The sequence below is a fragment of the Nitratireductor sp. ATLC21 genome, assembly GCF_057196525.1.
The window spans coordinates 83489-106565 of the sequence record NZ_JBXUOU010000005.1 but is presented as its reverse complement, the minus strand read 5'-3'; the positions used below and the strand labels follow the sequence as shown (position 1 = coordinate 106565).

At 61.6% G+C, this 23077-nt stretch carries 24 protein-coding genes; 7 read left to right on the top strand and 17 right to left on the bottom strand.

Annotation, left to right across the window (positions count from 1 at the left end):
- Position 1: 1 nt before the first annotated feature.
- Positions 2-766 (bottom strand): class I SAM-dependent methyltransferase, encoded by a 765-nt coding sequence (locus tag AC2CHD_RS19890; protein ID WP_484555091.1) that lies wholly within the window; start codon positions 764-766, stop codon positions 2-4.
- Between the two features lie 104 nt (positions 767-870).
- Here AC2CHD_RS19890 and gloB point away from each other — a divergent pair, with 104 nt between their 5' ends.
- Complete coding sequence (gloB, locus tag AC2CHD_RS19885; protein ID WP_229449938.1) at positions 871-1638, top strand: hydroxyacylglutathione hydrolase; 768 nt, start codon at positions 871-873, stop codon at positions 1636-1638.
- Between the two features lie 2 nt (positions 1639-1640).
- Here gloB and yddG read toward each other — a convergent pair whose 3' ends face one another.
- Both yddG and AC2CHD_RS19875 read right to left on the bottom strand, forming a co-directional pair.
- Positions 1641-2531, bottom strand: a complete 891-nt coding sequence (gene yddG / locus AC2CHD_RS19880) for an aromatic amino acid exporter YddG (protein ID WP_229449937.1) — start codon at positions 2529-2531, stop codon at positions 1641-1643.
- Between the two features lie 22 nt (positions 2532-2553).
- Positions 2554-3321, bottom strand: a complete 768-nt coding sequence (locus AC2CHD_RS19875) for a DUF3108 domain-containing protein (protein ID WP_229450100.1) — start codon at positions 3319-3321, stop codon at positions 2554-2556.
- A 254-nt stretch (positions 3322-3575) separates the two neighbouring features.
- On the opposite strand from AC2CHD_RS19875, the gene rpmB reads away from it, so the two are divergent.
- Together rpmB and AC2CHD_RS19865 are read left to right on the top strand one after the other, a co-directional pair.
- Positions 3576-3872, top strand: coding sequence for a 50S ribosomal protein L28 (gene rpmB, locus AC2CHD_RS19870; protein ID WP_007010112.1), 297 nt, complete (start codon positions 3576-3578; stop codon positions 3870-3872).
- 139 nt (positions 3873-4011) lie between these two features.
- Entirely contained in the window at positions 4012-4644 is a 633-nt protein-coding gene (locus tag AC2CHD_RS19865; protein WP_484555034.1) for a queuosine precursor transporter, read from the top strand.
- 3 nt (positions 4645-4647) lie between these two features.
- On the opposite strand, the gene AC2CHD_RS19860 is transcribed toward AC2CHD_RS19865, so the two are convergent.
- The 6 genes from AC2CHD_RS19860 to AC2CHD_RS19835 are packed head-to-tail and all read right to left on the bottom strand — an operon-like array spanning position 4648 to position 11706.
- Positions 4648-5112 (bottom strand): MarR family winged helix-turn-helix transcriptional regulator, encoded by a 465-nt coding sequence (locus AC2CHD_RS19860; RefSeq protein ID WP_229449935.1) that lies wholly within the window; start codon positions 5110-5112, stop codon positions 4648-4650.
- On the bottom strand, positions 5109-5693 hold the full coding sequence (locus AC2CHD_RS19855) for an amino acid synthesis family protein (protein WP_484555033.1): 585 nt from the start codon (positions 5691-5693) through the stop codon (positions 5109-5111). Before AC2CHD_RS19855 ends, AC2CHD_RS19860 begins: the two co-directional genes overlap by 4 nt.
- Entirely contained in the window at positions 5686-6588 is a 903-nt protein-coding gene (locus AC2CHD_RS19850) for a UPF0280 family protein (protein ID WP_484555032.1), read from the bottom strand. Before AC2CHD_RS19850 ends, AC2CHD_RS19855 begins: the two co-directional genes overlap by 8 nt.
- On the bottom strand, positions 6585-8111 hold the full coding sequence (locus AC2CHD_RS19845; RefSeq protein ID WP_322340450.1) for a 6-hydroxynicotinate reductase: 1527 nt from the start codon (positions 8109-8111) through the stop codon (positions 6585-6587). Before AC2CHD_RS19845 ends, AC2CHD_RS19850 begins: the two co-directional genes overlap by 4 nt.
- Complete coding sequence (locus AC2CHD_RS19840; protein ID WP_484555031.1) at positions 8111-10855, bottom strand: molybdopterin-dependent oxidoreductase; 2745 nt, start codon at positions 10853-10855, stop codon at positions 8111-8113. The genes AC2CHD_RS19845 and AC2CHD_RS19840 overlap by 1 nt, the downstream gene beginning before the upstream one ends.
- Positions 10852-11706 (bottom strand): FAD binding domain-containing protein, encoded by an 855-nt coding sequence (locus AC2CHD_RS19835; RefSeq protein ID WP_484555030.1) that lies wholly within the window; start codon positions 11704-11706, stop codon positions 10852-10854. The genes AC2CHD_RS19840 and AC2CHD_RS19835 overlap by 4 nt, the downstream gene beginning before the upstream one ends.
- Before the next feature lie 166 nt (positions 11707-11872).
- Here AC2CHD_RS19835 and pncA point away from each other — a divergent pair, with 166 nt between their 5' ends.
- A complete protein-coding gene (gene pncA, locus AC2CHD_RS19830) occupies positions 11873-12472 on the top strand; it encodes a bifunctional nicotinamidase/pyrazinamidase (protein ID WP_484555029.1) in 600 nt (199 codons plus the stop codon).
- A 183-nt stretch (positions 12473-12655) separates the two neighbouring features.
- Here the strand turns inward: pncA and AC2CHD_RS19825 are convergent, their stop codons facing one another.
- The 7 genes from AC2CHD_RS19825 to AC2CHD_RS19795 form a co-directional block, all read right to left on the bottom strand.
- Positions 12656-13363 carry an ABC transporter ATP-binding protein gene (locus AC2CHD_RS19825; RefSeq protein WP_484555028.1) on the bottom strand — a complete coding sequence of 236 codons (708 nt, stop codon included), beginning with the start codon at positions 13361-13363 and terminating at the stop codon, positions 12656-12658.
- Between the two features lies 1 nt (position 13364).
- Positions 13365-14105, bottom strand: coding sequence for an ABC transporter ATP-binding protein (locus AC2CHD_RS19820; protein ID WP_484555027.1), 741 nt, complete (start codon positions 14103-14105; stop codon positions 13365-13367).
- Positions 14093-15058 carry a branched-chain amino acid ABC transporter permease gene (locus AC2CHD_RS19815; protein WP_484555026.1) on the bottom strand — a complete coding sequence of 322 codons (966 nt, stop codon included), beginning with the start codon at positions 15056-15058 and terminating at the stop codon, positions 14093-14095. Before AC2CHD_RS19815 ends, AC2CHD_RS19820 begins: the two co-directional genes overlap by 13 nt.
- Complete coding sequence (locus tag AC2CHD_RS19810; RefSeq protein ID WP_484555025.1) at positions 15055-15936, bottom strand: branched-chain amino acid ABC transporter permease; 882 nt, start codon at positions 15934-15936, stop codon at positions 15055-15057. The genes AC2CHD_RS19815 and AC2CHD_RS19810 overlap by 4 nt, the downstream gene beginning before the upstream one ends.
- Before the next feature lie 140 nt (positions 15937-16076).
- The gene (locus tag AC2CHD_RS19805; RefSeq protein WP_484555024.1) at positions 16077-17381 is read right to left on the bottom strand and encodes an ABC transporter substrate-binding protein; all 1305 of its coding nucleotides are present in this window, start codon (positions 17379-17381) and stop codon (positions 16077-16079) included.
- Between the two features lie 296 nt (positions 17382-17677).
- Positions 17678-19087: a hypothetical protein gene (locus AC2CHD_RS19800; RefSeq protein ID WP_484555023.1), complete on the bottom strand. Its 1410-nt coding sequence runs from the start codon at positions 19085-19087 to the stop codon at positions 17678-17680.
- A complete protein-coding gene (locus tag AC2CHD_RS19795) occupies positions 19084-19839 on the bottom strand; it encodes a GntR family transcriptional regulator (RefSeq protein ID WP_484555090.1) in 756 nt (251 codons plus the stop codon). Before AC2CHD_RS19795 ends, AC2CHD_RS19800 begins: the two co-directional genes overlap by 4 nt.
- Positions 19840-20077: 238 nt before the next feature.
- On the opposite strand from AC2CHD_RS19795, the gene AC2CHD_RS19790 reads away from it, so the two are divergent.
- The 3 genes from AC2CHD_RS19790 to AC2CHD_RS19780 all read left to right on the top strand — a co-directional run bounded on the left by AC2CHD_RS19790 (position 20078) and on the right by AC2CHD_RS19780 (position 22843).
- Positions 20078-21064 carry an ABC transporter substrate-binding protein gene (locus tag AC2CHD_RS19790; RefSeq protein WP_484555022.1) on the top strand — a complete coding sequence of 329 codons (987 nt, stop codon included), beginning with the start codon at positions 20078-20080 and terminating at the stop codon, positions 21062-21064.
- Between the two features lie 63 nt (positions 21065-21127).
- Positions 21128-21907, top strand: a complete 780-nt coding sequence (locus tag AC2CHD_RS19785; RefSeq protein ID WP_484555021.1) for an ABC transporter ATP-binding protein — start codon at positions 21128-21130, stop codon at positions 21905-21907.
- 3 nt (positions 21908-21910) lie between these two features.
- A complete protein-coding gene (locus tag AC2CHD_RS19780) occupies positions 21911-22843 on the top strand; it encodes an ABC transporter permease (RefSeq protein WP_484555020.1) in 933 nt (310 codons plus the stop codon).
- A gap of 18 nt (positions 22844-22861) precedes the next feature.
- Here AC2CHD_RS19780 and AC2CHD_RS19775 read toward each other — a convergent pair whose 3' ends face one another.
- Complete coding sequence (locus AC2CHD_RS19775; RefSeq protein ID WP_484555019.1) at positions 22862-23062, bottom strand: Trm112 family protein; 201 nt, start codon at positions 23060-23062, stop codon at positions 22862-22864.
- Between the last annotated feature and the right edge of the window lie 15 nt (positions 23063-23077).

Genomic DNA, 23077 nt, shown 5'->3' with positions numbered 1-23077 from the left:
ATCAACACTCCCTTTCCCGATTGCGCCGGACGGCACCAACGCGCGTGGCACCCTGTGGTGACAGAACGGGCACAAAAACGCGACGTGATGCGCGGGCCGTCACCGGCAGCCCCTGATAAAGCCGCTTTTCAGCCTCCACCACCAGAACGCCGGCGAAAATCGGCCAGAACCGCCGTCCAGCCTGTTCCAGCAACTGGTGAAATCGCAAAACAAAGCGCCGTTCAGAAGGGGGAAAATGGAGCGCATCGCCCCACGCCGTCGCCGTAAAGTTCGCGTCGCGGAGCGCTTCTGCCAGCTGGGTTCTCGAATAAGGGCGGCCGGTGCCGAAAGGGGTATTCTCGAACCGCGCCCACATGCCGCGGCGATTGGGCACGGCGATCACGAGCCGCCCGCCCGGCGCCAGAACGCGCCAGACCTCCAGAAGTGCCTGCTGTGGATTTTCGGTGTGTTCCAGCGCATGCACCATGAGCACCCTGTCCACTGAAGAATCGGGCAGTGGAAGCTCCTCCTCAAAGACCAGTGCCGTGGTTGAGGGTTGCCCCGCCGGCCATGGCACTGCCCCCTGCATGGCCGGCATGAACGCAAATGCGCGTTCCGCATCAGCGCCGAAGCGGTCGAGCCATGGCAAGGTGTAGCCAAGACCCACCAGTCGTTCACTGGCGCTTTTGGACCAGATGGACGACAGGGCCAAAGCCAGCGAGCGCTCCGCCAGACGGCCAAGGAGGGAAGAATAGAAAGCGCGAAGTGCGACGATGTCCGAGATCATGGCCGTGACGGTACCGCCCTTCCACGACACCGGCAAGAATTGTCGCACCCGGCGTGACAAGCCGCCGCCCTCGCCCTATCGTCCGGCCATCAACGGAGAGACCCATGGCCCTGAAAATCGAGCAGTTCATGTGCCGAAGCGATAATTTCGGCATTTTGGCCCATGACACAGAAACGGGCGAAACAGCCCTGATAGATGCACCGGAGGAAGGCGCTATTCTTGCGGCCGTGGAACGCACCGGCTGGCGCCCCACAATGATCCTCACCACGCATCATCACCCGGATCACGTGGAGGCGAATTTGGCGCTCAAGGAGCGTTTTGGCTTGTCCATCACGGGCCCCGCCGCAGAAGCCGACCGCATACCCGGCATAGACCGCACCGTCAGTGAAGGTGACACGGTTACTGTGGGCAAACAAAACGCGACGGTGATCGAAACCCCCGGACACACGGCGGGCCATGTGAGTTACCATTTCTCCGACGCTGGCATCGTGTTCACTGCCGACACATTGTTTGCGCTCGGTTGCGGCCGCCTTTTCGAGTGCAAGCCGCCCGTGATGCTCGCCTCACTCAAGAAGCTCGCCGCTCTTCCATTGGAGACGGTCGTCTATTGTGGTCATGAATACACGGAAGCCAATGCCCGCTTCGCCTTGACGGTGGATCCAACCAATTCTGCGCTCAAAGAGCGTGCAAAGGAAATCTCGCGTCTTCGCAGTGAAGGCAAACCCACATTGCCCACCACGATGGGCAAGGAAATGGCGACAAACCCGTTTCTACGCTGGCACGATCCGGTCATCCGACGCAATCTCGGTATGGAAGACGCAAGCGACGAAGCCGTCTTTGCCGAGATCAGGAAACGCAAGGATATTTCCTGATATTACGATGCTGCACCGGCTTCCCGCCGGCGTGGCTTCAAAATCATGTTCTTCGCAGCAAGCACAGCACCAAAGGTGATCAGAAGACAGGCGGCAATGATGTTTGCAGTTGGCTCTGCAGCGCCGGCAGCAATCAGGATCAACGTCGAAAGAAGCGGCGCGGCATAGCTTGCCGCTCCCAACACCTGAATGTTGCCGCGTTTGACCCCATAATCCCAGGCGTAGAAGGCCGCCCCCACCGGCAAAAGGCCGAGGCCGAGCACATTCAGCCATTCCCCGGTTGAAGCCGGCCAGACCGTCTCCTCCAGTCCGAGATGGCAGAGCGCTGAAAGCACAGCCGTTGCCCCGCAGAACCACGTGACAATGCTGGTTGGCACGGCGTCAAACCGGCGTGACAGAAGCGAATAGCCGGACCAGAAAAGAGCACAGGCTCCCGCCGCCGCATAGCCGAGCGCATAGCGGCTTTCAAAGCTGAACCCGCCGCCCTTGGTGATGATGAGCGCCGTGCCAGCAAGCCCCAGAAGCGCCCCCGCAATATGGTGCCAGCCAAGCCGCTCCCCCGGCATCAACGCCGAGCCCAGAACGATCAGCAGTGGCCAGAGATAGGCGATGAGGCTCGCCTCCACCGCTGGCGCGTTACGCAATGCAGTGAAGTAAAAGAAGTGATAGCCGAAAAGCCCCGCAATACCGATGAGCCAGACCACCGGTGGCACACGAGCAGCAGGCTCCGCCGGTGGCACGGCGATCCTCATCACAAGCCCAATCAGCGTGGCCACCGAAAAGGCCAAGGCTGAAAGGAGGAAGGGAGGAACCTTCCCTGTACCAGCCGTAAAAAGCGCCAGTAACGCCCACATGACGACCGCCGTGAACCCGATCAACGTGGCACGTGCCAATTGTCTCTCCCTGAGGACTCTTCTAGTCGACTGGCCGGCCTTGAATATGGACGGTTCCAATCTTGGTTCCGATCTGCGCCAGCACGGGCGTGTGATGACCACGTGTGCCAAGCGGTTTGAACGCAACCAATATACGAGCCTTGTCGCGCAGGAAAGCAATTGTGGAGCGCCCCTTGCGGTAGCCGGAGATCGGAATGAAACGCGCCTTGCAGGTGATCAGATCACGCCCGATTCGCTCCCCCTTGGCCGCAGGTGAAAAGACGATGTCGGCACGCATTTCACCATCGAAAACCTTGAAGCGGCGGTTGCAGACACCGGACGCGCCCTGCACGGGCGAGAGCAATGCGGCCAGCGGATCGAGTGCATCCGTGAGATCGTCTTTCGAAACGGCGACCCAATCCTTTCCGCGCTTCTTGGGCTTCGGCGTTATCACCGTCTTTACAACCTGCCCCTTTTCATAGTGGATTGACGTGGTCTCCCGCTTCTTTCCGCTCGTATAGGCGAGCTCGTAGGAAGAAGGCACCACGGATTGATTTGAAAGCTGACCTTTCGACGTCACGCGCCCATCGGTTCTGTCGAAAAGGCGGGCCACGCCCGCGCTGGCAAAACGCCCCGAAACCTCGAAACGATCTTCTTCGAGCCGGCTTGTGAAATCAGCCTTGCCGATGGGAATTCCAAACAGCGATGCGCTGTATCGAAAGCGGTGTGTTTCTCCGCCTTCGGCTCCGGCATTTCCAGCCGCGCCCAGGAAAAAGGTCGCGAGAAAAATTCGAACAACGACAGGCCGCATCACGAGCCGTGCCCTCCAGCATGCCGGCAAACCGGCGCGTCCCTCCCCTTGCCTTAAGAAGAATAATACGGCAAATCTTTGGAAAAGGGCCATGGAGATTGCCTCTACCGCGGCGCAGGGTGCTTGACCCACACGCCAAATATCTCTATGGAACGGCAACTTTTTCCATAAGGCCGCCAACAACCGACCGCGCGCCGCCAGTTTCAGGTGCGGCAGTTGGGTATGGACGGGCCAAGACGATGAAGGTTTGAAAAATGTCCCGCGCCTGCGAACTGACCGGCAAAGCCGTAATGACCGGCAACAATGTGAGCCACGCGAACAACAAGACGCGTCGTCGCTTTCTGCCCAATCTGTGCCATGTGACGCTTCAGTCCGAGGCTCTTGGCCAGAACGTGCGCCTGCGCGTTTCCGCCAATGCCCTGCGCACGGTGGAGCACCGCGGCGGTCTCGACGCGTTTCTCGTTAAGGCAAAGGCCAACGAGCTGTCCCAGCGCGCTCGCCTGCTCAAGAAGCAGGTCGAGAAGAAGATCGCTGAGCAGGCAGCAGCCTGAGGCCATCGCCGCAGCGTGGCTGCGGCCCGGCAAAGAAAATCACCGGTCCGCCAAGACCGCGCAGTTCATGAATGGGCTTGTGCTCCTATGATTTGGCGCTTTTGGCGGGCTTTCTGGTTCCATCACCCAGGATAAAAAAATGCATCGTCTCTATGCGATCTGGCCCTTCATGGCCGCCATGGCGTTCATAGTCACCGCCTCGAATTTTCTCGTTCAATATCCGTTTCAGCATTTCGGCCTCGGTGATTTGCTCACCTGGGGCGCGTTCACCTATCCGGTGGCGTTTCTGATCAACGATCTGACGAACCGCCGCTTCGGCCCCGCTGCCGCCCGACGCGTGGTTCTGTCCGGTTTTCTGCTTGCGGTGGTTCTTTCGATCTGGCTTGCCAGTCCGCGCATCGCGATAGCCTCAGGCGCGGCTTTTCTCTTCGCGCAATTCATTGATGTTTCCGTGTTCAACCGGCTTCGCGGCACGGCCTGGTGGCGCGCGCCGCTGATCTCCACCTTGATCGGCTCCATGCTGGATACGGTGTTGTTCTTCTCACTCGCATTTGCAGCGCGGTTTGCGTTTCTCGACACCGCTTTCGGCCTGGAAGACGGTTCTCTCGCCTTCCCGGTGTCGCTGTTTGGCACAGGCCTTGAAGCGCCGCTCTGGCTATCGCTGGCGCTTGGCGATTTTGCAGTGAAGATCCTGATTGGCCTTGCCATGCTTGCGCCCTACGGCGCCCTGTTGACCATTCTGCGCCCTGGGCCGGCCGTTAGCCAGCGATAACGCTCATCCCTCAGCGAGCTTTGTCAGAAGCCGCAAAAAGGTTGCGGTCTCGCGCGGGGTGAGCGGCGCGAGCGTTTCTTCGCTTACGTCCAGCGCATCGGGAAGCAGCGCTTCAATGAGCGCTTTCCCGTCATCGCTCAGGCTCACCACCAGCCGTCGCCGGTCGCGTCCGTGTGGCTCGAGCACCACAAGATCACGCGCCTTGAGCCGGTCGATCACGCCCTTGATGGTGGCGGCGTCCATCGCCACCAGCTGGCCAAGCTGATTCTGGGAGGTCGCTCCCACCTCGTAAAGCTTGGCCAGAGCCGCAAACTGCGGCGGCGTAAGATCGCTGATGCGGGAAGCGAAGATCGACAGATGGCGCTGGTTGGCCTTGCGCAGGATAAAGCCGACCTGCTCGCTCAGATCATAAGCATCGGCGGATTTTCCACCGGCCAGAACCCTGAGCTTGCTCTGCTCTCCACTCATCTGAGGCCGTCCTCACCTTTCACGTCTTCCGCTTTCAAGCCGCCCATGCGTGCATGGATACGCGGACCACACGCCATGGCAAGTACAAACAGGATTTCATCAGGACGAGGGCCGTCTGCCAACCCCACTTCCATCGCATCGAAATGGCTGCGCACATAGGCAGCATTGATGTGCCCGAGCGGAATGTCGATGCGCGCACCGAAGGCCCCCACTTTCTTCGAAGAGGGGACAATCGCCTTTGAATCGCCAAGCCGCTCACGCATCGCATAGCCGCCCGGCACGTGCCAAAGCGCACCGTGCTCCAGCTCTCCGTCAGTGCCGACGATCGCGCCCTTGCCGAAACCGTCGATCACGAAAATATCTCCCCCAAGCGCCGCAATCAGCCGATCCGTCATATCAAGACCGAGAGGTTTCAAATCCTCCATTGCGCTTTCAAGCTCTTCTACATATCCGCCCGCAAAAGGGTTTTTGACCAGCGCGAGAGCCGCCGCCCGGCGGCGAGGCCCAGCCGGAGCAGGACCGCCCTCATGGAAGATTTCTTCGGTGACAAGCGCAATCTTGCGCAAGGTGAATTCAGGCATGGATGGAACCTTTTTGTACAACAGAATGAGCAGAAGCGGTCGAATGCGTCGGAATTTCCAGCGCGATTGAGCCGCATTCCCGGGTTTCTCTCTCTAAAAACAGGGCAGCCGCCTCAATAAGGCCACGCTCACGCATGGCCGACGCGGTGGCAAGTCCCCTGTCGAGGGCAAGCGCAACATCGGCAGGGGAAAGCAGCCCCACCGTCTGCGTCACCTGGCGATTGCGCAAATCACTGTCCGGGTCAATCTCGTTTGCAGGGACACGCTTCACGGCTGGATGCCCCGGCAGATCGATGTCATTGGCGATCAGCGTCGCCGCCACGTCCGCCGCCGCCGCCGAAGGGGCAAGCACCGTCACGGCATCCGCAATCCCGAGCGAATGGCTCCTGCCGCGCCAGCCACTGGTCGCAATGCCACGAACCGGGTCGCTGGCGCTCACTGCGATGCGATCCGCCATGCCATTCCCCGTGCCTGCGATGGCAATGTCCAGCGTCTCGCCCTCCGCGAGGTAAAGCGCAACATCACCGCCATTGTTCACGTAAGCCCGCGCCAGCGCCCGGCCCTTCAAAAGTGCCGCCAGAACTTCATCGGCGACACTGCCGGCCACAGCGGCCATCGGCGTAACGAAAGCGGGCACATGCGCATGCACCGCCCTTTCCATACGCTGCGCGGTGGAGCCGCAAAAGCGGCGGAGCCTCGCACCAGCCGGACTGCGCAGGGCCGGCAATTCAGTCACCAGTTCATCAAGGATCGTCTCAAACCGCGCCACGGCCTGCCGATAGGCCGAAAGCCGCTCCTGCTCTTGCCCAAAAACCTCGACGATCAGATCGATGGGCCCATGGTTCAGATGCAGGCGTCTGCCATCGGCAAGCCAACTGGCGGTCGCACCACTCATCGCTTCGGTTCCCGGCGCAATTGCTGGAGCGGCGGCCAGGGATTGGAAACCACAGCCCCCCGCGCCTCACGCGGGTTGAAATATTCGCCACCCTTTTCCAGCACGTCCTCGACGCTGCGGATTTCATCCGCATAGCCACCGAGCCGCACGTAATCCTCACGCCTGAGCGTGAATTCGATCGGTGCGACCAGCGCGGGAGTCGGCACATAGCCAAAGGCGTTTTCCGGCGTGCGCATCACATCCACCATGATGGTGATGCCGCCACCCGGCCACACATAGACTGGCGCTCCGCCAACCGTGACATAGGTCTTGAGCCCCTGAACGGAGCGCGTCAGATTGACCGGGTTCTCCGTCACGCCGGCGCGCAGGCTGCCACCTGCTCCACCCATGAAAAGCACGGTGCACAGCGCCGGCTCGCAGTTCTGCTCGATCAGATCGACCGATTTGCGCAACCGCTCCGGAAAGGGCTTCTTGACCGGCTGAAGCGCCTCATCAAGCTCGTAATAGGCAAACTGCTCGCCCGTGGTGGAAACCATAAGCAGGGAGAGGCCTGGCCGCGCGCCCTTCTTCTCGTTGAAGGGACCAAGAATATCGAGCGGGTCGTCAATGGTCGTCCCGCCCCATCCGAGCCCCGGCTCCGACACCTTGAAATAACGCCCCGGCGTGGAACGGCGGCCGATGATCTTGATGCCTGTATCCTCCCAGCCGATCACCTTTCCCGCCTGATGCTCGGAGACGACACCGGTAATGTGGTCATCGACCACGACAACCTCGTCCACGAGGCCCTTCCACTGGGTGGCGAACATGCCGATGGTGGCCGAGCCGCAGCCCACCCGCATGCGCTCTTCACGCGTTCCGTCGATCACCGGCGGCTGTCCGGCCTGCACGACAACGCTCGCGCCCCCGTCAATGGTCAGTTCCACCGGCTTCTTGTTGCACAGATCGAGCATCGCCTGGCACGTGACGCGACCCTCCGCCTTCGATCCGCCGGTCAGGTGATGCACGCCGCCGAGCGAGAGCATCTGGCTGCCGTATTCGGCGGTGGTGACATGGCCGACCGCTTCACCATTCGCCCGCACCGTGGCCGCTTCGGGCCCCAGATGCCGGTCCGTATCGATCTTCACCTTCACGCCGCAATAGGAGAAGATGCCCTCCGTCACCACCGTGACGAGATCGACACCCTCCACCTCCTGCGAAACGATGAAAGGGGCGGGCTTGTAATCCGGATAGGTGGTGCCGGCGCCCACCGCGCTCACGAAGCGGCGCTTCGTGTTGACCAGTTCGCCATCCCATGGCGCTTCGCCTTCAAAGGGGACAACAGCATCCCCCTCCTCGGCGGCATGTTCAAGGATCGTCACCGGATCACATCGGGTAATGCGCCCGCCGAAATTGCCATAGCGGTCGCAGGCACCCGTGCGCCCCTCGGCGATATAGCACATCACCGGGCAGGCATCACAGCGCAGCTTTTCGTCCGAAGGCTTCTTCGGCGGCGTGACCTCAAAACGCTCGGTGAGCTCGTTCATCACCCGTTCTCCCGTGCCCGGATCGCCGCCAGAATGCGGCTCGGCGTTGCCGGCACTTTTGCAACTTCGATGCCCACCGCATGGCGGATTGCATTGAGGATCGCCGGCGCGGTGGGGATCAGCACATGCTCGCCCAGCCCCTTGGCGCCAAAAGGTCCTTCCGGGTCCGGCACTTCCACCAAAATGGTCTCGACCGGCGGCACATCGCCAATGGTGGGGATCAGATAATCATGCAGGTTTTCCGTGCGCCCCGGCACATATTCCTCCATCAGCGCAAGGCCAATGCCCTGGGCGATGCCACCCTCGATCTGCCCTTCCACGAGAAGTGGATTGATCGCACGGCCCACATCATGCGCCGCCGTGATTTTCAGAAGCCGCACCGTGCCGAGCGTGGTGTCAACTTCGAGCTCCACCAGCTGCGCGCCATAACCGTAGACCGCATAGGGAACACCCTGCCCCTTCTCGTCGAGTGCGGTTGTGGGTGGATCATATGTTTCCTCCGCCGAAAACACATAACCATGCGCATCGGACTCAATATCGGAAAGCACCACACGCCGACGCTCCGTCCCCTCGCTGATCACCAGCGCGCCATCCTCCAGCGCAATCTTCGCTCCATCCGATACATTGGCAAAGCGCAGGATCTTTTCGCGCAGAGCGCGCCCCGCCTTTTCGGCAGCCTTGCCCGTCACATAGGTCTGGCGCGAGGCCGATGTCTTCCCGGCATCCGGCGTGACACCCGTATCACCGCCCACAAGCTGAAACGCCGAGAGCGGCAGGCCGCTCGCATCAGCGCAGATCTGCGTCACCACCGTGTTCGATCCCTGGCCGATATCCACCGCGCCCTGATGCAGCATCACCGCACCGGAAGCCGTGATCCCCACACGAATGGTCGAAGGGTTCGGCAGCGCGGTGTTGCCGCAGCCATACCAGCAGGACGCGACACCGATGCCCCGCCGCACCCTGCCCTCTCGTGCATTGGCCTCATCTGCCTCAGCCTGCGCCCGCGTCCAGTGCGGCTTCAGCGCCTCGAGACACTCACGGATGCCGACGCCGGAAAGCACTTGCCCACAAGTGGTCCTGTCCCCATCGGAAAGCGCATTCTCGATGCGGAATTCCAGCCGGTCGCGTCCCAGTTTTTCCGCCAGCCGGTCATAGAGCGTTTCCTGCATGATCGTCGCCTGCGGCACACCGAACCCGCGAAACGCACCCGAAATCGGACCATTGGTGTGAATAGCCCGCCCCGTGGCGCGATAATTCGGTGTGCGATAGGGACCGGAGGCGTGAACCGGAACGCGGTTCGCCACCGTCGGCCCCCAGCTTGCATAGGCCCCGGTGTTGAAATCCCCCTCAAACACCATGCCAGTGACGCGCCCCGCCTCATCGGCGGCAATGGAAGCGCGCATCGTTGCCGGATGCCGTTTGGTGGTGGAGCGCATGGAATCGCCCCGCGTATAGACAATCGCCGCCGGTCTCCCGGTCTTGAGCGCCACCAGCCCCACCAGCGGCTGCAGGGAGACGTCAAGCTTGGAACCAAAGCCGCCGCCCGTCGCCAGCGGCACGATGCGCACCTTCTCCGGCGGCAGGCCGAGCACCTTCGCCGTGTCGTCGCGATCCATATAGGGCGCCTGCGTGCAGGCCTTGATGACCAGCATGTCGCCATCCATCATCGCATAGCCCGCTTCCGGCTCGATATAGGCATGTTCCACATAGGAGGTCTCGACCTCACCGGAGACCGAGACAAATGCTTTGGAAAGCGCGCCTTCCGGGTCGCCGCATTCCACGAACCCTCGCGTCAGCTCATTGCCCGCCCGCCCCTCATGCAGATCCGCAAAGCCTTCCCGCTGGGCCTCATCAGGCGTCAGCGCATGGGGCAGTTCCTGCCAGCGGATCGGAAAGGCATCCATATCGAGTGCCTCGATTGCATCGCGCTCGCCCGCAATCAGCGCCACCGCCTCGCCGCGAAACCGCGCCCGGCCCTCGGCCAGCGCCGGCTGATCGGCGAAAGGCGGGATGACGCCAAACCGGTTTTCGCCTGGAATGTCGGCTGCCGTGAAAACCGCGACAATGCCCGGATGTGCCGCAATGAACGCCTCCGTGTCACCGATCTCGAAATCGGCATGCCAATGCGGCGACCGCACAACCGCGACCGACAGCGCATCGGCAGGTCGCTCATCCGCGCCGAAAATCTCCGTTCCCTTCACCTTGCGCTCGCCATCGAGCCTGATCGGCGAGGCGCCAACCGCATGACCCTGCTCGACCATACTGGCGTCGACACCCACGGAGCGGTTGGCATTCATCACCGCCTCGATGATCTTGCGGTAACCGGTGCAGCGGCACAGAACACCACCCAGGGCGTCCTGAACCTCAGTCTCAGACGGTGTCGGGTTCTGCTCCAGAAGTGCTGCCGCGCTCACCAGAACACCCGGTGTGCAAATCCCGCACTGGGCCGCCCCGTGGCGTAGAAAGGATTCCTGAAGTGCCGAGAGGCTGCCATTTGAAAGCCCCTCCACCGTGCGCACTTTTTTGCCCGAAAGGCCGGCGGCCGGCACGAGGCAGGCGCAGACCACCGCGCCATCCACCATCACCGAACAGGCCCCGCAATCGCCGGCGTCACAGCCGACTTTGGTGCCAGTCAGCCCCAACTCATCGCGCAATACGGAAGAAAGCCGCTGTAACGGAGAGACCTCGGTCACGATCGACTTGCCATTGACTTCCAGTGATACGGACAGGCTTTTCCCGCTCATGCCGCCACCTCGCTGTGCCCTGCACCCTGCCATGCCTGCTCAAGCGCACGGATCACGATCTCCCGCGCCGCCTCGCTCCGATAGGCGGCGGTGCCTCGCACATCGTCGATGGGGGAAAGCTCCGGAAACGCGTATTCCATCACGGTCTGGCGCATCTCAGATCGTTCGACACCTTCCAGCCGCGATTCCAGCCCCGAAAGGCGCTGCGCCACGGCGGAGCATGAACCGACACTGATGGCCGCTTTCACGACCCGCCCTCCGTCAGGCACAACCCGGGCAGCGGCCATGGCGATGGAAATGACCAGATAGCGCCGCGCGCCCAGCTTGACGAAGCCAGAGGCACCGCGCGTTGCGGCCTTGGGCACTCGGACAGCGGTGAGAAGTTCATCATCCGCTCGCGCGGTCTTGCGATTGCCCAGAATGAAGTTCGCGAGCGGCAGGTGTCGCCCACCCCTTACCGAACGCAATTCCACCTCCGCATCCAGAGCCAGAAGCGGCGGAACGCCGTCAGCCGCCGGTGAAGCGTTGCACAGGTTTCCGGCCACCGTCCCCGTGTTCTGGATCTGCACCGAGCCAACCTCCCCGGCTGCCTGTTTGAGCATATCGAAGGCAGGCGGCAGCCCCGCAGCGATCACCGCACTCCAGCTCGTCCGCGCCCCGATCACGAAATGCGTCTCGGTCTCTTCAATACCGCTCAATGCCGATAATCCGTTTATGTCGAGCACATCGCTTTTCAGCGGGCCCGCACCGAGTGCCGGATAGAAATCCGTGCCTCCGGCAAGTATGGTCCAGCGCTTCGTGCATAAGAGCCCGAGCGCTTCCTCCAGTTCGGTCGGTCTGGCATAGTCCATGCTGCGCCTGCCTGCCATTTGCGATGTTGTTCCCAGGCCCCTGCCGATGCAATGCCAGCGGGGCTCAAATTTGTTTGTACACGAATGATACGCTCCTCAGCACGCTTGTCAAAGGGGAACATTCGGTCCACCTTCGCGACGACTTCATGCGAGAGGGAGACAAGGCATGGCCGACGAGGCGCTGATCGTGATCGATGTGCAGAATGATTTCTGCCCCGGAGGAGCGCTTGCCGTTGAAGATGGCGACGCGGTGGTTCCGGTCATCAACGGGCTGATCGAGCGCTTCGACCATGTGGTGCTGACCCAGGACTGGCACCCGGAAGGCCATTCGAGCTTCGCCTCCTCGCATCAGGGCAAGGCCCCGTTCGAGACGATCGAAATGCCCTATGGCACGCAGACGCTTTGGCCCGATCACTGTGTGCAAGGCACGAAGGGCGCCGCGTTTCACGAAGGGCTGGCGTGGGACAAGGCGGAGCTTGTCATCCGCAAGGGTTTTCGCAGCGCGATCGACAGTTATTCCGCCTTCTTCGAAAACGACCACGAAACGCCGACCGGCCTTTCGGGTTATCTGCGCGAACGTGGCATCACCAGGGTGACGCTTGCCGGCCTCGCCACGGATTTCTGCGTAGCCTATTCGGCCATCGACGCGCGCCGTCAGGGTTTTGAGGCCACCGTCATCATGGATGCCTGCCGCGCCATCGACCTCGGCGGCTCACTTTCCGCGATGACTGCGAAGATGAAAGAGGCCGGTGTGACGCTGGCGTGAGTGGTGGGCTTGCTGAGTTAGGAGCCCAGCGCCCTCGCCCTTCGACAAGCTCAGGATGAGGGCTGTTGAAGCGTAGCCCCTGTCATCAGCACCACCGCGGCTGCACCGACACTGCAGTCGCGCTGAAGTAACCCTCATCCTGAGCTTGTCGAAGGGCGAGGGTGCTTGGCGCTTCCGCCTCCGTCACCCCACGCCCACATAACGGTGCACCATCTCGGGATCCTCCCGCAGCCGCTCGACATCCACCGTCTCGCGGTTGCGCCCGTTCTCGATGAAGGCAACGCGATCCGCCACCGGCAGCACCGCATCCACCCGCTGCTCAACGAGAATGGTGGAGACCCCGCGCTCGCGCAGCCCGGCCACCGTCTCGCGGATGCGCGCGATCATGGAGGGCATCAGCCCTTCCGTCGGCTCATCCAGAAGCAGCACCTGCGGCTCCAGACACAGCGCCCGCGCCATGGCCAGCATCTGCTGCTCGCCGCCGGAAAGCGTGCCGGAGCGCTGTTTGAGACGCTCGCGCAACACAGGGAAGAGATCGAGCACACTGTCGCGCGTGGCAGCGCCCTTGCCGCGCGTCATCAGACCGATCTCGATGTTCTCGCCCACCGTCAGCTCGGAAAAGAGCCGCCGCCCCTGCGGCACATAGGCGACACCGGCCTTCGGCACCTCGTGCGGTGCAAGACGGTTCAATTCCACATCGCCAAGCCGGATGCGCCCGGCGGTGGCAGGCACCAGTCCCATGATCGTTTTCAGCGCGGTCGTCTTGCCCGCGCCATTGCGGCCAAGCAGGCAAAGCACCTCGCCCTGCCGCAATTCCAGATCGAAGCCGCGCAGCACCTGCACATGGCCATAGGCGCTGTCGACATGTTCCATTGTCAGGGCAGCCGTCATCTCAACCTCCGAGATAGGCCTGCTGGACGGCCTGGTTCGCGCGGATTTCGGCAGGTGCGCCCTGCGCGAGAATGCGCCCCTGCTCCATCACCGTGATGCGCTCGGCAAGCGCCATGACCACATCCATATTGTGTTCGATAAGAAGCACCGTCGCCTCCTCGCCGATCTGGCGCACCAGCGCGATGAAATTCTCGATCTCGCTGTCGGAGAGGCCCTGCGTGGGCTCATCGAGGATGAGAAGACGCGGACGGAGCGCCAGCCCCATCGCCACTTCGAGAAGTCGCTGGTGGCCATAGGAGAGATTGCCGGCCACCTTGTCGGCATAGTCCCCAAGCCCGACCTTCTGAAGCGCGTCCATGCCGTGCTCGGTCAGCGCGCGGGAGGAGAGCCCCCTCTCATGATCGTCGATCAATTGCCGCTGCACCGCCAGCGCCACATTGTCGAAGGCCGTCAGATTGGCAAACACGCTGGTGATCTGAAACGTGTAGGCGATGCCGGCACGGACCCGCCTGTGGGCGGGCATCAGCGAAATGTCCTGCCCGTCGAAAACGACGCGTCCCTCGGTGGGCGCGACACGCCCACAAATCAGGCTCACAAAGGTCGTCTTGCCGGCCCCGTTCGGCCCGATGATCGCGTGCGTCTCGCCTTCCGGCAGCGAGAAATCCACACCATCCACCGCCCGCAACCCGCCGAAGGAGCGGCCAAGCCCATGGGTCTCAAGAAGCGGGTTCACGGCAGCCATGGCAACCACCTTTCACGCACCGTACCGATGATGCCTTTGGGGAAAAACAGGATCACGCCGATCAGCACCAGACCGACCACCATGAGATGCGCCGTGGTGTAGCTCGACGCGGTGTCGATAACATAAAACATGAACAGCGTGCCGATCAGAGGCCCGAGCGTCGTCGCCGCCCCGCCGACCAGCACCCACAGCAGCGGCAGGATGGAATACTGGATTGCCGCAAAGCCTGACCCGACATAGCCGAAGAGCACCGCATAGGCCGCACCCGAGGCTGCGCAGAAAAGCCCTGAAAGCACCACCGCCATCAGCTTGTTGACGAAGACGTTATAGCCCAGCATGCGCATGCGCTCCTCGTTCTCGCGGATGGCGATCAGAGACCGGCCATAGGGTGCGCGCACCAGAAACAGGATCGCAGCCAGAACGATCGCGAACAGCGAAAGCGCCACGAGATAGCGCGTCGACGGGTCCGAGAGATCGAGCATCCCGCCGGGAAAGCCCAGAACCCGTGTTTCCTGTGGCAGAACGAGCCCCTCCTCGCCGCGCGTATAGGTCGTGAAATAGAGGGTCATCAGGTAAAAGACCTGCGCGAACATCAGCGTCACGATCATGAACGCGACGCCGGTCGTGCGCAGCGCCAGAAAGCCAACGGCGAGCGCCACCACCACGCCGGCGGCAAGCCCGGCGCCGAAGGCCGGCCACACGCTCCATTCCAGATGATAGATGGTCAGCCCGGCCCCATAGAGCCCGGCGGCAAAGAACATTGCATGACCTAGGCTGAGCAGGCCCGTATAGCCAAACGCCAGATTGTAGCCCATGGCGAAAACCGCCAGCACCAGAACACGCGCAAACACGCCGCGATGATATTCCGGCAGGAGGAAGTTGAGTGCCAGCAGCGCGAGAACCACGCCCACATGCAGCGCAATGGATTTTGTCGAAGGGGTCAGTCTGGTCATCGTGCCGCCGCTCCGAACAGGCCCTGCGGGCGGAAGACGAGGATCATGGAGACAGCCAGCGTCGCCAGCATCTTGGCGAGTGTCGGCGAGAAGAACATCGAGATGATGCCATCCGACAGGCCGATCAGCACTGCCGCCAGCACCGTGCCGCGCAACGATCCCAGACCGCCGATGATCACGACAATGAAGGATAGAAGAAGCGGATCGTGCCCCATCAAATAATGCGCCTGCTGGATCGGCACGATCAGCACGGCGGCAACGGCGGCAAGCCCCGCCCCCAGCGCGAACACGCCGGCATAGACGCGTCCGACCGGAATGCCAAAAGCCTGCGCCGTCTCCCGGTCGAACTGGGTCGCGCGCATGACAAGGCCGATCTTCGTGCGTGTGAGCACAAACCACGTCGCCAGCATCATGACGATGGAAAACCCGATCACGGACAGCTTGTAGGCAGAATAGCCGAACCATGGCAGTTGCATGCGATAGTGGAACGGCGCCTCCACCGGTCGCGCTTCGGGGCCGTAGAATGTCAGTGCCAGCTGCTGGATGATGTAGAGCAGGCCAATCGTGGCGACGATGGTCGCTTCCGGCTCATACTTCAGCCGGCTCAAAACCAGCCGCTCGGCAACGAATGCGATGGCGGCGACAACAAGCGGGCTCAGCACCAGCGCCACCATGAAGCCGATTGCCGGATGCCCGCCGAACAGCGAGGCAACCCACCAGGCGAGCACCGCGCCCAGCATGTAGAACTCGCCATGAGCGACATTCACCACACGCATGACACCGAAGACCAGCGAAAGGCCGAGCGCAATCAGCGACAGGACAGCCGCCGTCACCAGCCCTTCAAGCGTAGCGAGGAGAAAATACGGACCGAAGGCCATTCACAAATGCACTTTCATGAAAGGAGCGGAAGGAGAGCCGCCGAGCCATCCCATGGGAAAGCCGCAACGCTGACATCTCCCTCTCCCCGCCTGCGGGGAGAGGGTAAGGGTGAGGGGCAAACACCGCCCGCCTCGATGTTTTAAAACGACATCGCCGTGTAATCAGCCTCGGGCTCGTAGGCTCCATCCTCGATGGAGGTGCGGTGCACCACTTCCAGCTTGCCGTCCTTCACCTGGCTTATGCTCTGTTCGCCAAAGACCTGGTGGATCTTGCCGTTGAACAGCTTCTTGCCCTGCGGATGGTCCGGCCCGGCCTCCATCTCGGTCATTGCTTCGGTCGCCTCGATCATCGCAGCGCGGTCATCCGGCCCCTTGTAGTCGCAGGCTTCCATCGATGCCTTGATGATGTTGAGCGTCTCCCAGCAGCCGAACATATGGGCTGCGGTTGAAACATCCTTGGCGTCATTGGCGCTGGCGCCGTTCTCGTCGATGCCCACGGCCTCGCGATAGGCGGTCACATAGTCCGGCTGATCGGGCTGCGCATAGCGCGGCATGCCTTCCCAGAAATGGCTGCCCTCGAGGAATTCCAGACCCGGGCTTGAGATATCGACGGCTTCGAGCGAATCGATGAAGCCGAAGAGCTGCGGCCCACCGGAGCCGAAGAACTCGCCCATCTCCTTCACAAAGGTCAGCACGGCCGGCCCCACCATCACATGGTAGATCACATCCGTGTCACGCGGGATCTGCGGGAAATAGCGGGTGAACGAGGTTTCGGTCGGGGGGATCGGCACCTTGGCGACCACCTGCCCGCCCTGCGCCTCGATGGCCGGAGTGAAGAAATCGCGGTGATCATGGCCAAACGCGTAGTCGGGATAGACGAGCGTGACCTTCTTGCCGAGATTGTCGGCAATCCACGGCGCTACGGAGCGCGCCTGCGCCTTCACATCGGTGATGCCCGGCTGCACGCAATAGCGGTTCATCTTGCCCGAGGCCACGTGATAGCCCTCGCTCACCACGTAATATGGGATCTTCAGCTCGCCCGCCGCCGGCGCGGAGCCGACAACCACGTGGGAAAACAGCGTGCCATAGACCAGGTCGACCTTGTGCTGATTGGCGAATTTCTCCACCACTTCCGCGCCGCGCTTCGGATCGGTGCCATCGTCCTCGATAATGATCTCGAGCGGGCGTCCATTGATGCCGCCGGCATCGTTGATGCGCTTGGCGGCTGCGGTCGTCACGCGCTCATACCAACGGCCATAGGCCGCACCGATGCCGGTGCGATGGCATTGGAAACCGACCTTGATGGGCTCGGAAGACTGCGCCTGGCCATAGCGCACGAAGCCGGGTGCAGCCACCAGACCCGCCGCGGCCCCCAACCCCTTGAGCGCGGACCTGCGCGTCAGACCGCCGTTTAAATTAATCAGAGACTTGCGATTTTCACTCATGCCGGTTCCCCATTGTTGTGATCGTTTGACCGAGCATTTCCAACGGTTGGAAGCATTTTCCAGCGTCGGAAAAATCACTTGTGTACAAACTAAATCACCAAACCTTTCCCTTGGCAACAGGACATGCCGCAAGGGAATTACGGCTCTGTTTTAGTGCATTTCGGGCTTAAGCGGAATTGCCGATGGGGGACAAAATCTCGAAGAAACAAAGAGTTACCACAGTGCAGAAAAGGTTGGAATTGCCTGCGCGTGAACACGTCCTGCAAGGAAATTTATTCCAGCATGTGTGTAATTCTTCAGCCCGCAGTTGGCGCGGACAGCAACCAGAGACCAAAAACCGTGTATCCGACCATGAGAGCCGCAAGCGGGATCTGGCTGATCGTGGCGCGTTGAGCCAAGCCGAAATGTCGATACGCGATCAGATGCGACAGAACCACCGCCAGCACATGCCCGCCAATGATCGCGAATGCCTGTGCATTCCAGATGATCCACGCCGATTGCGCCCCGAGCGTCGCGCCCGCCTGCACGTGCAGGCCTGCCGTTCCAAACAGGTTCCAGCCGCGCATAAGCGGGTCGGAAAGCGCGGCCAGCGCATACTGGCTGTTGATGGTGAAACCCACCAGATAGTGCGAGAAATGATAGGCAAGCGCGATGGGGATGATCGACCACGCGAGATGTCCTGCCAGTTCTAGCCAATCGTCTTCCCCGGCTAGCCGGCAGCCAAGCCACACCGCAGCCATGAACGCGGAAAACAGCAGTCCAAACATGACGATTAGCCCGAGCGAACTCGCCCCGACCACAGCCGAACGCCCCGGGAACTCCAGCGGATTGATGCCGATGAGATCGAGCCAGAAGAATGTGTGCTTGAGTCCGTCGAAGGAAACCGAGCTCAGGGCGAACAGAAGAAAGGCGATGCCGGAAAGAGACAGCGCTGCCACACCGTCAAGCTTGTAGCCCGGCAAACCAAACACCAGCTTCCGCCGCCTTTCTCTTTCGCTCAGCGCAAGGAAAGAGAGGCGCGAAAGCATGCCGAAAAAGAGCGTCAGGAACTCCACCCGGCGGCTCCACGCTGCGTGTCCGAAAAGAACCATGCCTGCAAACGTGAACACCCAGTAGATCGACACCGCAACCGCGAGCCGCTCTGGGTCCGCCGGGGCCAGATACACCAGCTCGAACCACGCGAATCCGAACAGGGTGAAAAACGCCGGCCAACGCCCCAGCACCTCGGGCATGCGCCAGAACCCCAATTCAGGCAGCCCCAACCTCACAAGCAGTCGCCAGGGTCCGTACCATGGATTGATCCAGGCCCAGACATTCCCAATCACGCCCTGAACGATGGTCACCCCCACCCAGAGCAGAGTCCATACGACCAAAGGCAGCGGATTTGAGAGCGGATCGCGGCTGCCCGAAAACCCGGCAAACACAAGCCCCGCGAGAATGAGAAAGGAGGCAAAGCTGCTCGCCGCCCGACCATCGAGAGGCACGAAAAACAACGCCAAGCGCCGCGCCAGAAGCCGCTCGAAACCCTCAATCGGAAGAAAAACAAGAACAAGAAAGCTCAGCGCAACAGCCAGCATGCCGCCGAACAGATAATAATCCGTCGGCAAAAGCAGCACATAGCCGCGCTCAGATGCATGAGCCCAGGCCCCTCCGACGGAAGAACACAGCGCAGCACCCGCAAGAGCGGAGCGCGCGACTACCTTCATGCCTTGGACCCGGCGGCCCCTGCGCCATCCAGATCGGCAAGGGTAAAGACGTCGACCGTCAGCCCCACATGCTCTTTCATCAGTGCCAGCGCCCCCTCGAGATTGCGGTCAAGGGCAAACTCCATGAGTTGCGTATGCTGGTCAAGTGACATGGCTGCATCGAGCGCCGCGATGGCCGCTTCATGACCATCCTCAGCCCCCGCAGCCGCACGCAGTGTCGGTGTAACAGTCAGGAAGATATGGTGCCGGCAGAGCTGCCCCCAGATCTGCGCATAAAAATGCTTGAGCCAGGTCGCATCAGCCGCGGAAAGCAGAGCCTCGTGAAAGGCCTGATGGCGTTCCACCCAGTCATGCAGGGCGTCGTCGGAAAGCCCTTCAGCGGGTATCTGGCAGCGTGAAAGGCGATAATGCGCGGTCACCACCGCAGCCTCCCAGTCGGCATTGCCCTTGCGAATGGATTCTTCCAGAAGTGTGGTTTCAATCGCCAATCGCGCCTTGGAAAGGTCCTCCAGCTCCGCCCGCGAAACCGGCGCAACCGAAAAGCCCCGATTGCTTTCAGCCGTCACGAGCCGTTCGGCCTCCAGCCGGGAAAGCGCTTCCCGCAGCGGTGTCCAGCCGAAACCATAGGCCTTCCGCAAGGCAGCGATCCGCAAGGGCGCACCCGGCATCAGCCTTGTTGCGAGAATATCGCGCCGAAGCTGGTGATAGGCTGCTTCAGTCTTCGTCAGCGGCTCCGAGCCATCCACCACGATTTGATGCAACTCTGCTCCTCCTCGAAAACAAAAGTATATATAATTTCATCCCTGTTCAACGATTATATATAGTGTTTGACAGGCATTGCCCCGACGATATGATGGCCCTTCAACGGATGGGGAGGACCATCCAGCAGAGGTTGCAGCGAGAAGCTGCGAGGTCTCTGATTTGTGTTTGGCAAGGACGCAGTTTGCTGACTGCTCCGTTTTTGCAGGCCCTGGCCATGGGAGGAATGAGATGACTGTAAAATCACGCTTATCGTTGCGCAGCATTGTCGCTGCCGGTGCAATTATGCTCGGTCTTGGCGCGGCCGGCGCCGAGCCAATCCGCATCGGCATCGCCAATTTCGGCGAGCATCCGCAGCTCAACACCGCGATCCAGGGCTTCAAGGATGCCCTTGCTGCCGGTGGCTATGAGGAAGGCAAGGATGTTGTCTATTCTGAAAGCCACACCAATTTCGATGCCTCGCTCGTACCGCAGATGATCGCGAAGCTTCAGGCCGAGGGCCCCGCCCTCATGTACACCGTCACGACGCCCGTTTCCCAGATCGCCAAGAAGGCGCTTGCTGGCTCCGGCATCCCGATTGTCTTCTCCGCTGTCACCGACCCGGTGGCCGCCAAGCTCGTTCCCTCCTGGGAAGCCGGCGATGAAGGCATGACCGGCGCAACCGACCTGCAGGATGTTGCAGCCGTCATGGAATTCGCCAAAAAGCTCGTTCCTGACGCAAAGCGCATCGGCCAGCCCTACAATCCGGGCGAGGCCAACGACGTCGCGCTCCTTGAAAAGGTTCAGGCTGCCGCGCCGGATGCCGGGTTCGAGGTTGTGCCAGTGGGCGTCGACAATGTGAACGACATCCAGCAGCGCATTGCCTCTCTCGCCGGTAAGGCCGACGTGATCTACACGCCCGCCTCAAACCTCCTTCAGCCGGCCATTGCCGCCGTTTCGGCCGCCGCAAGGCAGGCCGGCATCCCGATCATCAATTCCGATGACGGCGCCGTGTCCGATGGCGTTGTTCCGGCAAGCTTTGCCGTGAACTATCAGCAGGTCGGCCTCAACGCCGGCAAGATCGCCCTGCAGATCCTCGATGGTACCGACCCCAAGACCATCCCGCCGGTGAATCCGGCCTATGAGGACCACGCTCCGCGCATCTCGAAAAAGGCCATGGCCGCCTTTGGCATCGAGATCCCCGAAGAGTTTGCCGACTGCGACTGCATCGTCGAGTAATCCGGTCAGCCAGAGACGCGGCGCCTTCCAACAGGCGCCGCGTTCATTTCATGGGAGGTGCCGGTGCTGGAAATCCGTGCCGCACGCAAAGTGTTCTATCGGGGACAACCCGACGAGAAGATCGCCTTGAACGGGCTTGATCTCACCCTCAATACCGGAGAATTCGGCGTCGTGATAGGCTCCAACGGAGCCGGCAAGAGCAGCATGCTCAATGCCATTTCCGGTTCGCTCGCACTCGATTCCGGACAGATCCTCATCAATGGCGACGACATGACGGGCCTGCCCGTTCACAAGCGCGCCAAGCGCATTGCACGCGTGTTTCAGGACCCCATGCTCGGCACCGCCGCCAGCATGACGGTGGCCGAAAACATGCTGCTTGCCGAATTACGCAATTCCAGGCGCACCCTTCGCCACGGTCTCAACGCAAAGCGGCTGGCCGACTACCGCGAACGTCTTGCCATTCTGGGCCTCGGTCTTGAGGACCGCCTCAACACCCGTGTCGATCTTCTGTCCGGTGGGCAGCGCCAGTCGCTATCGCTCATCATGGCCGTGGGGGGATCGCCCGATCTCCTTCTCCTCGATGAACACACGGCAGCGCTGGACCCCCGCACCGCCGATATCGTCATGGACGCAACCGTTCGTGCAGTGGAGGCCCTGAAACTGACCACACTCATGGTCACCCACAACATGCAGCATGCCGTCGATTACGGTCATCGTGTCATCATGCTCAATGCCGGCCGTGTGCATCTGGAAATCGGCGGAGAAGAAAAGACCAATGTGACCGTCCCCGACCTGATTGGCCATTTCGCCACCAAGACCGACAGCATGTTGCTCGCGAGCTGACCCATGATCGATTTTCTTCAAGCAACGTTAGGAAGCTTCGTCGCCCTCATCCCGGTCACGCTTGCGCAGAGCCTGATCCTCGGCTTCGTCGTCGCCGGCATCATGATTCCCTTCCGCATGCTGAGCTTTCCCGATCTCACCAGCGAGGGCGCGTTCCCGCTCGGCGGCTGCGTGTGTGGCGTGGCGCTCGCCTCCGGTCTCGGCCCCCTCACAGCCATCGGACTGGCCTTGCTCACCGGCTTCATCGCCGGCTGCTGCACGGCCTTCATCCATCTGCGTTTCCGCATCCACACGCTTCTGGCCGGCATCCTGGTGATGACCATGCTCTACAGCGTGAACCTGCGCATCATGGGCCGCTCCAACCTTTCGGTATTCGGCACGGAAACCATCTTCGACTGGGTGCCGTTCGTGCAGCCGGGTTTCCCGCTCGCCAAGATCATCGCCGTTGGCGTCATCACGCTGGCCATCTTCCTGGCACTCAATTTCTTCTTCACGACCGAGAAGGGAACGGCAGTTCGCGCCGTCGGCGCCAACCCGGTAATGGCCGAAGCACAGGGCATCAATGTCTGGGCGGCAACCATCGGCGGCATCGGGCTTGCCGGCGCGTTTTCCGCGTTCAGCGGCGCATTGATGGTGCAGTCGCAGGGTTTCGCCGACGTGAATATGGGCCTCGGCATCCTCATCAACGGTCTTGCAGCCCTGATGATCGGCGAGGCCATTGTCGGCAAGGCAACCGTGTGGCGGCAGTTGCTCGCCCCCTTCGCCGGCGCGATGGTCTATTACCAGCTTGTCTCGCTCTGTCTGGCAGCCGGCATGCCGCCGCCCGATCTCAAGCTCGCCACCGGCGCATTCGTGCTGTTGATGCTGGCCCTGCCCACGCTGCGCGCAGCGCGCGGCCGGCAGGCGGCGACCCCGCGCGAGAGCTTCCGCGAATAGAAGTGGCAAGGTGCGGCCTCAATCGAGGGGCCGCGCCTCCGAGGGCAGCATGATGGGGATTCCGTCGCGCACCGGATAGGCAAGCTTTGCGCTTTTCGAGATCAATTCGCTGTTCTCAGCGTCCCAGCGCAGAGAGCCCTTGGTCAGCGGACAGACGAGAAGTTCCAGAAGCTTGGGATCCAGCGCCGTCCCGTTTCCGTCTTCATCTTCAACCTGCATCGGATGCTCCAGCGT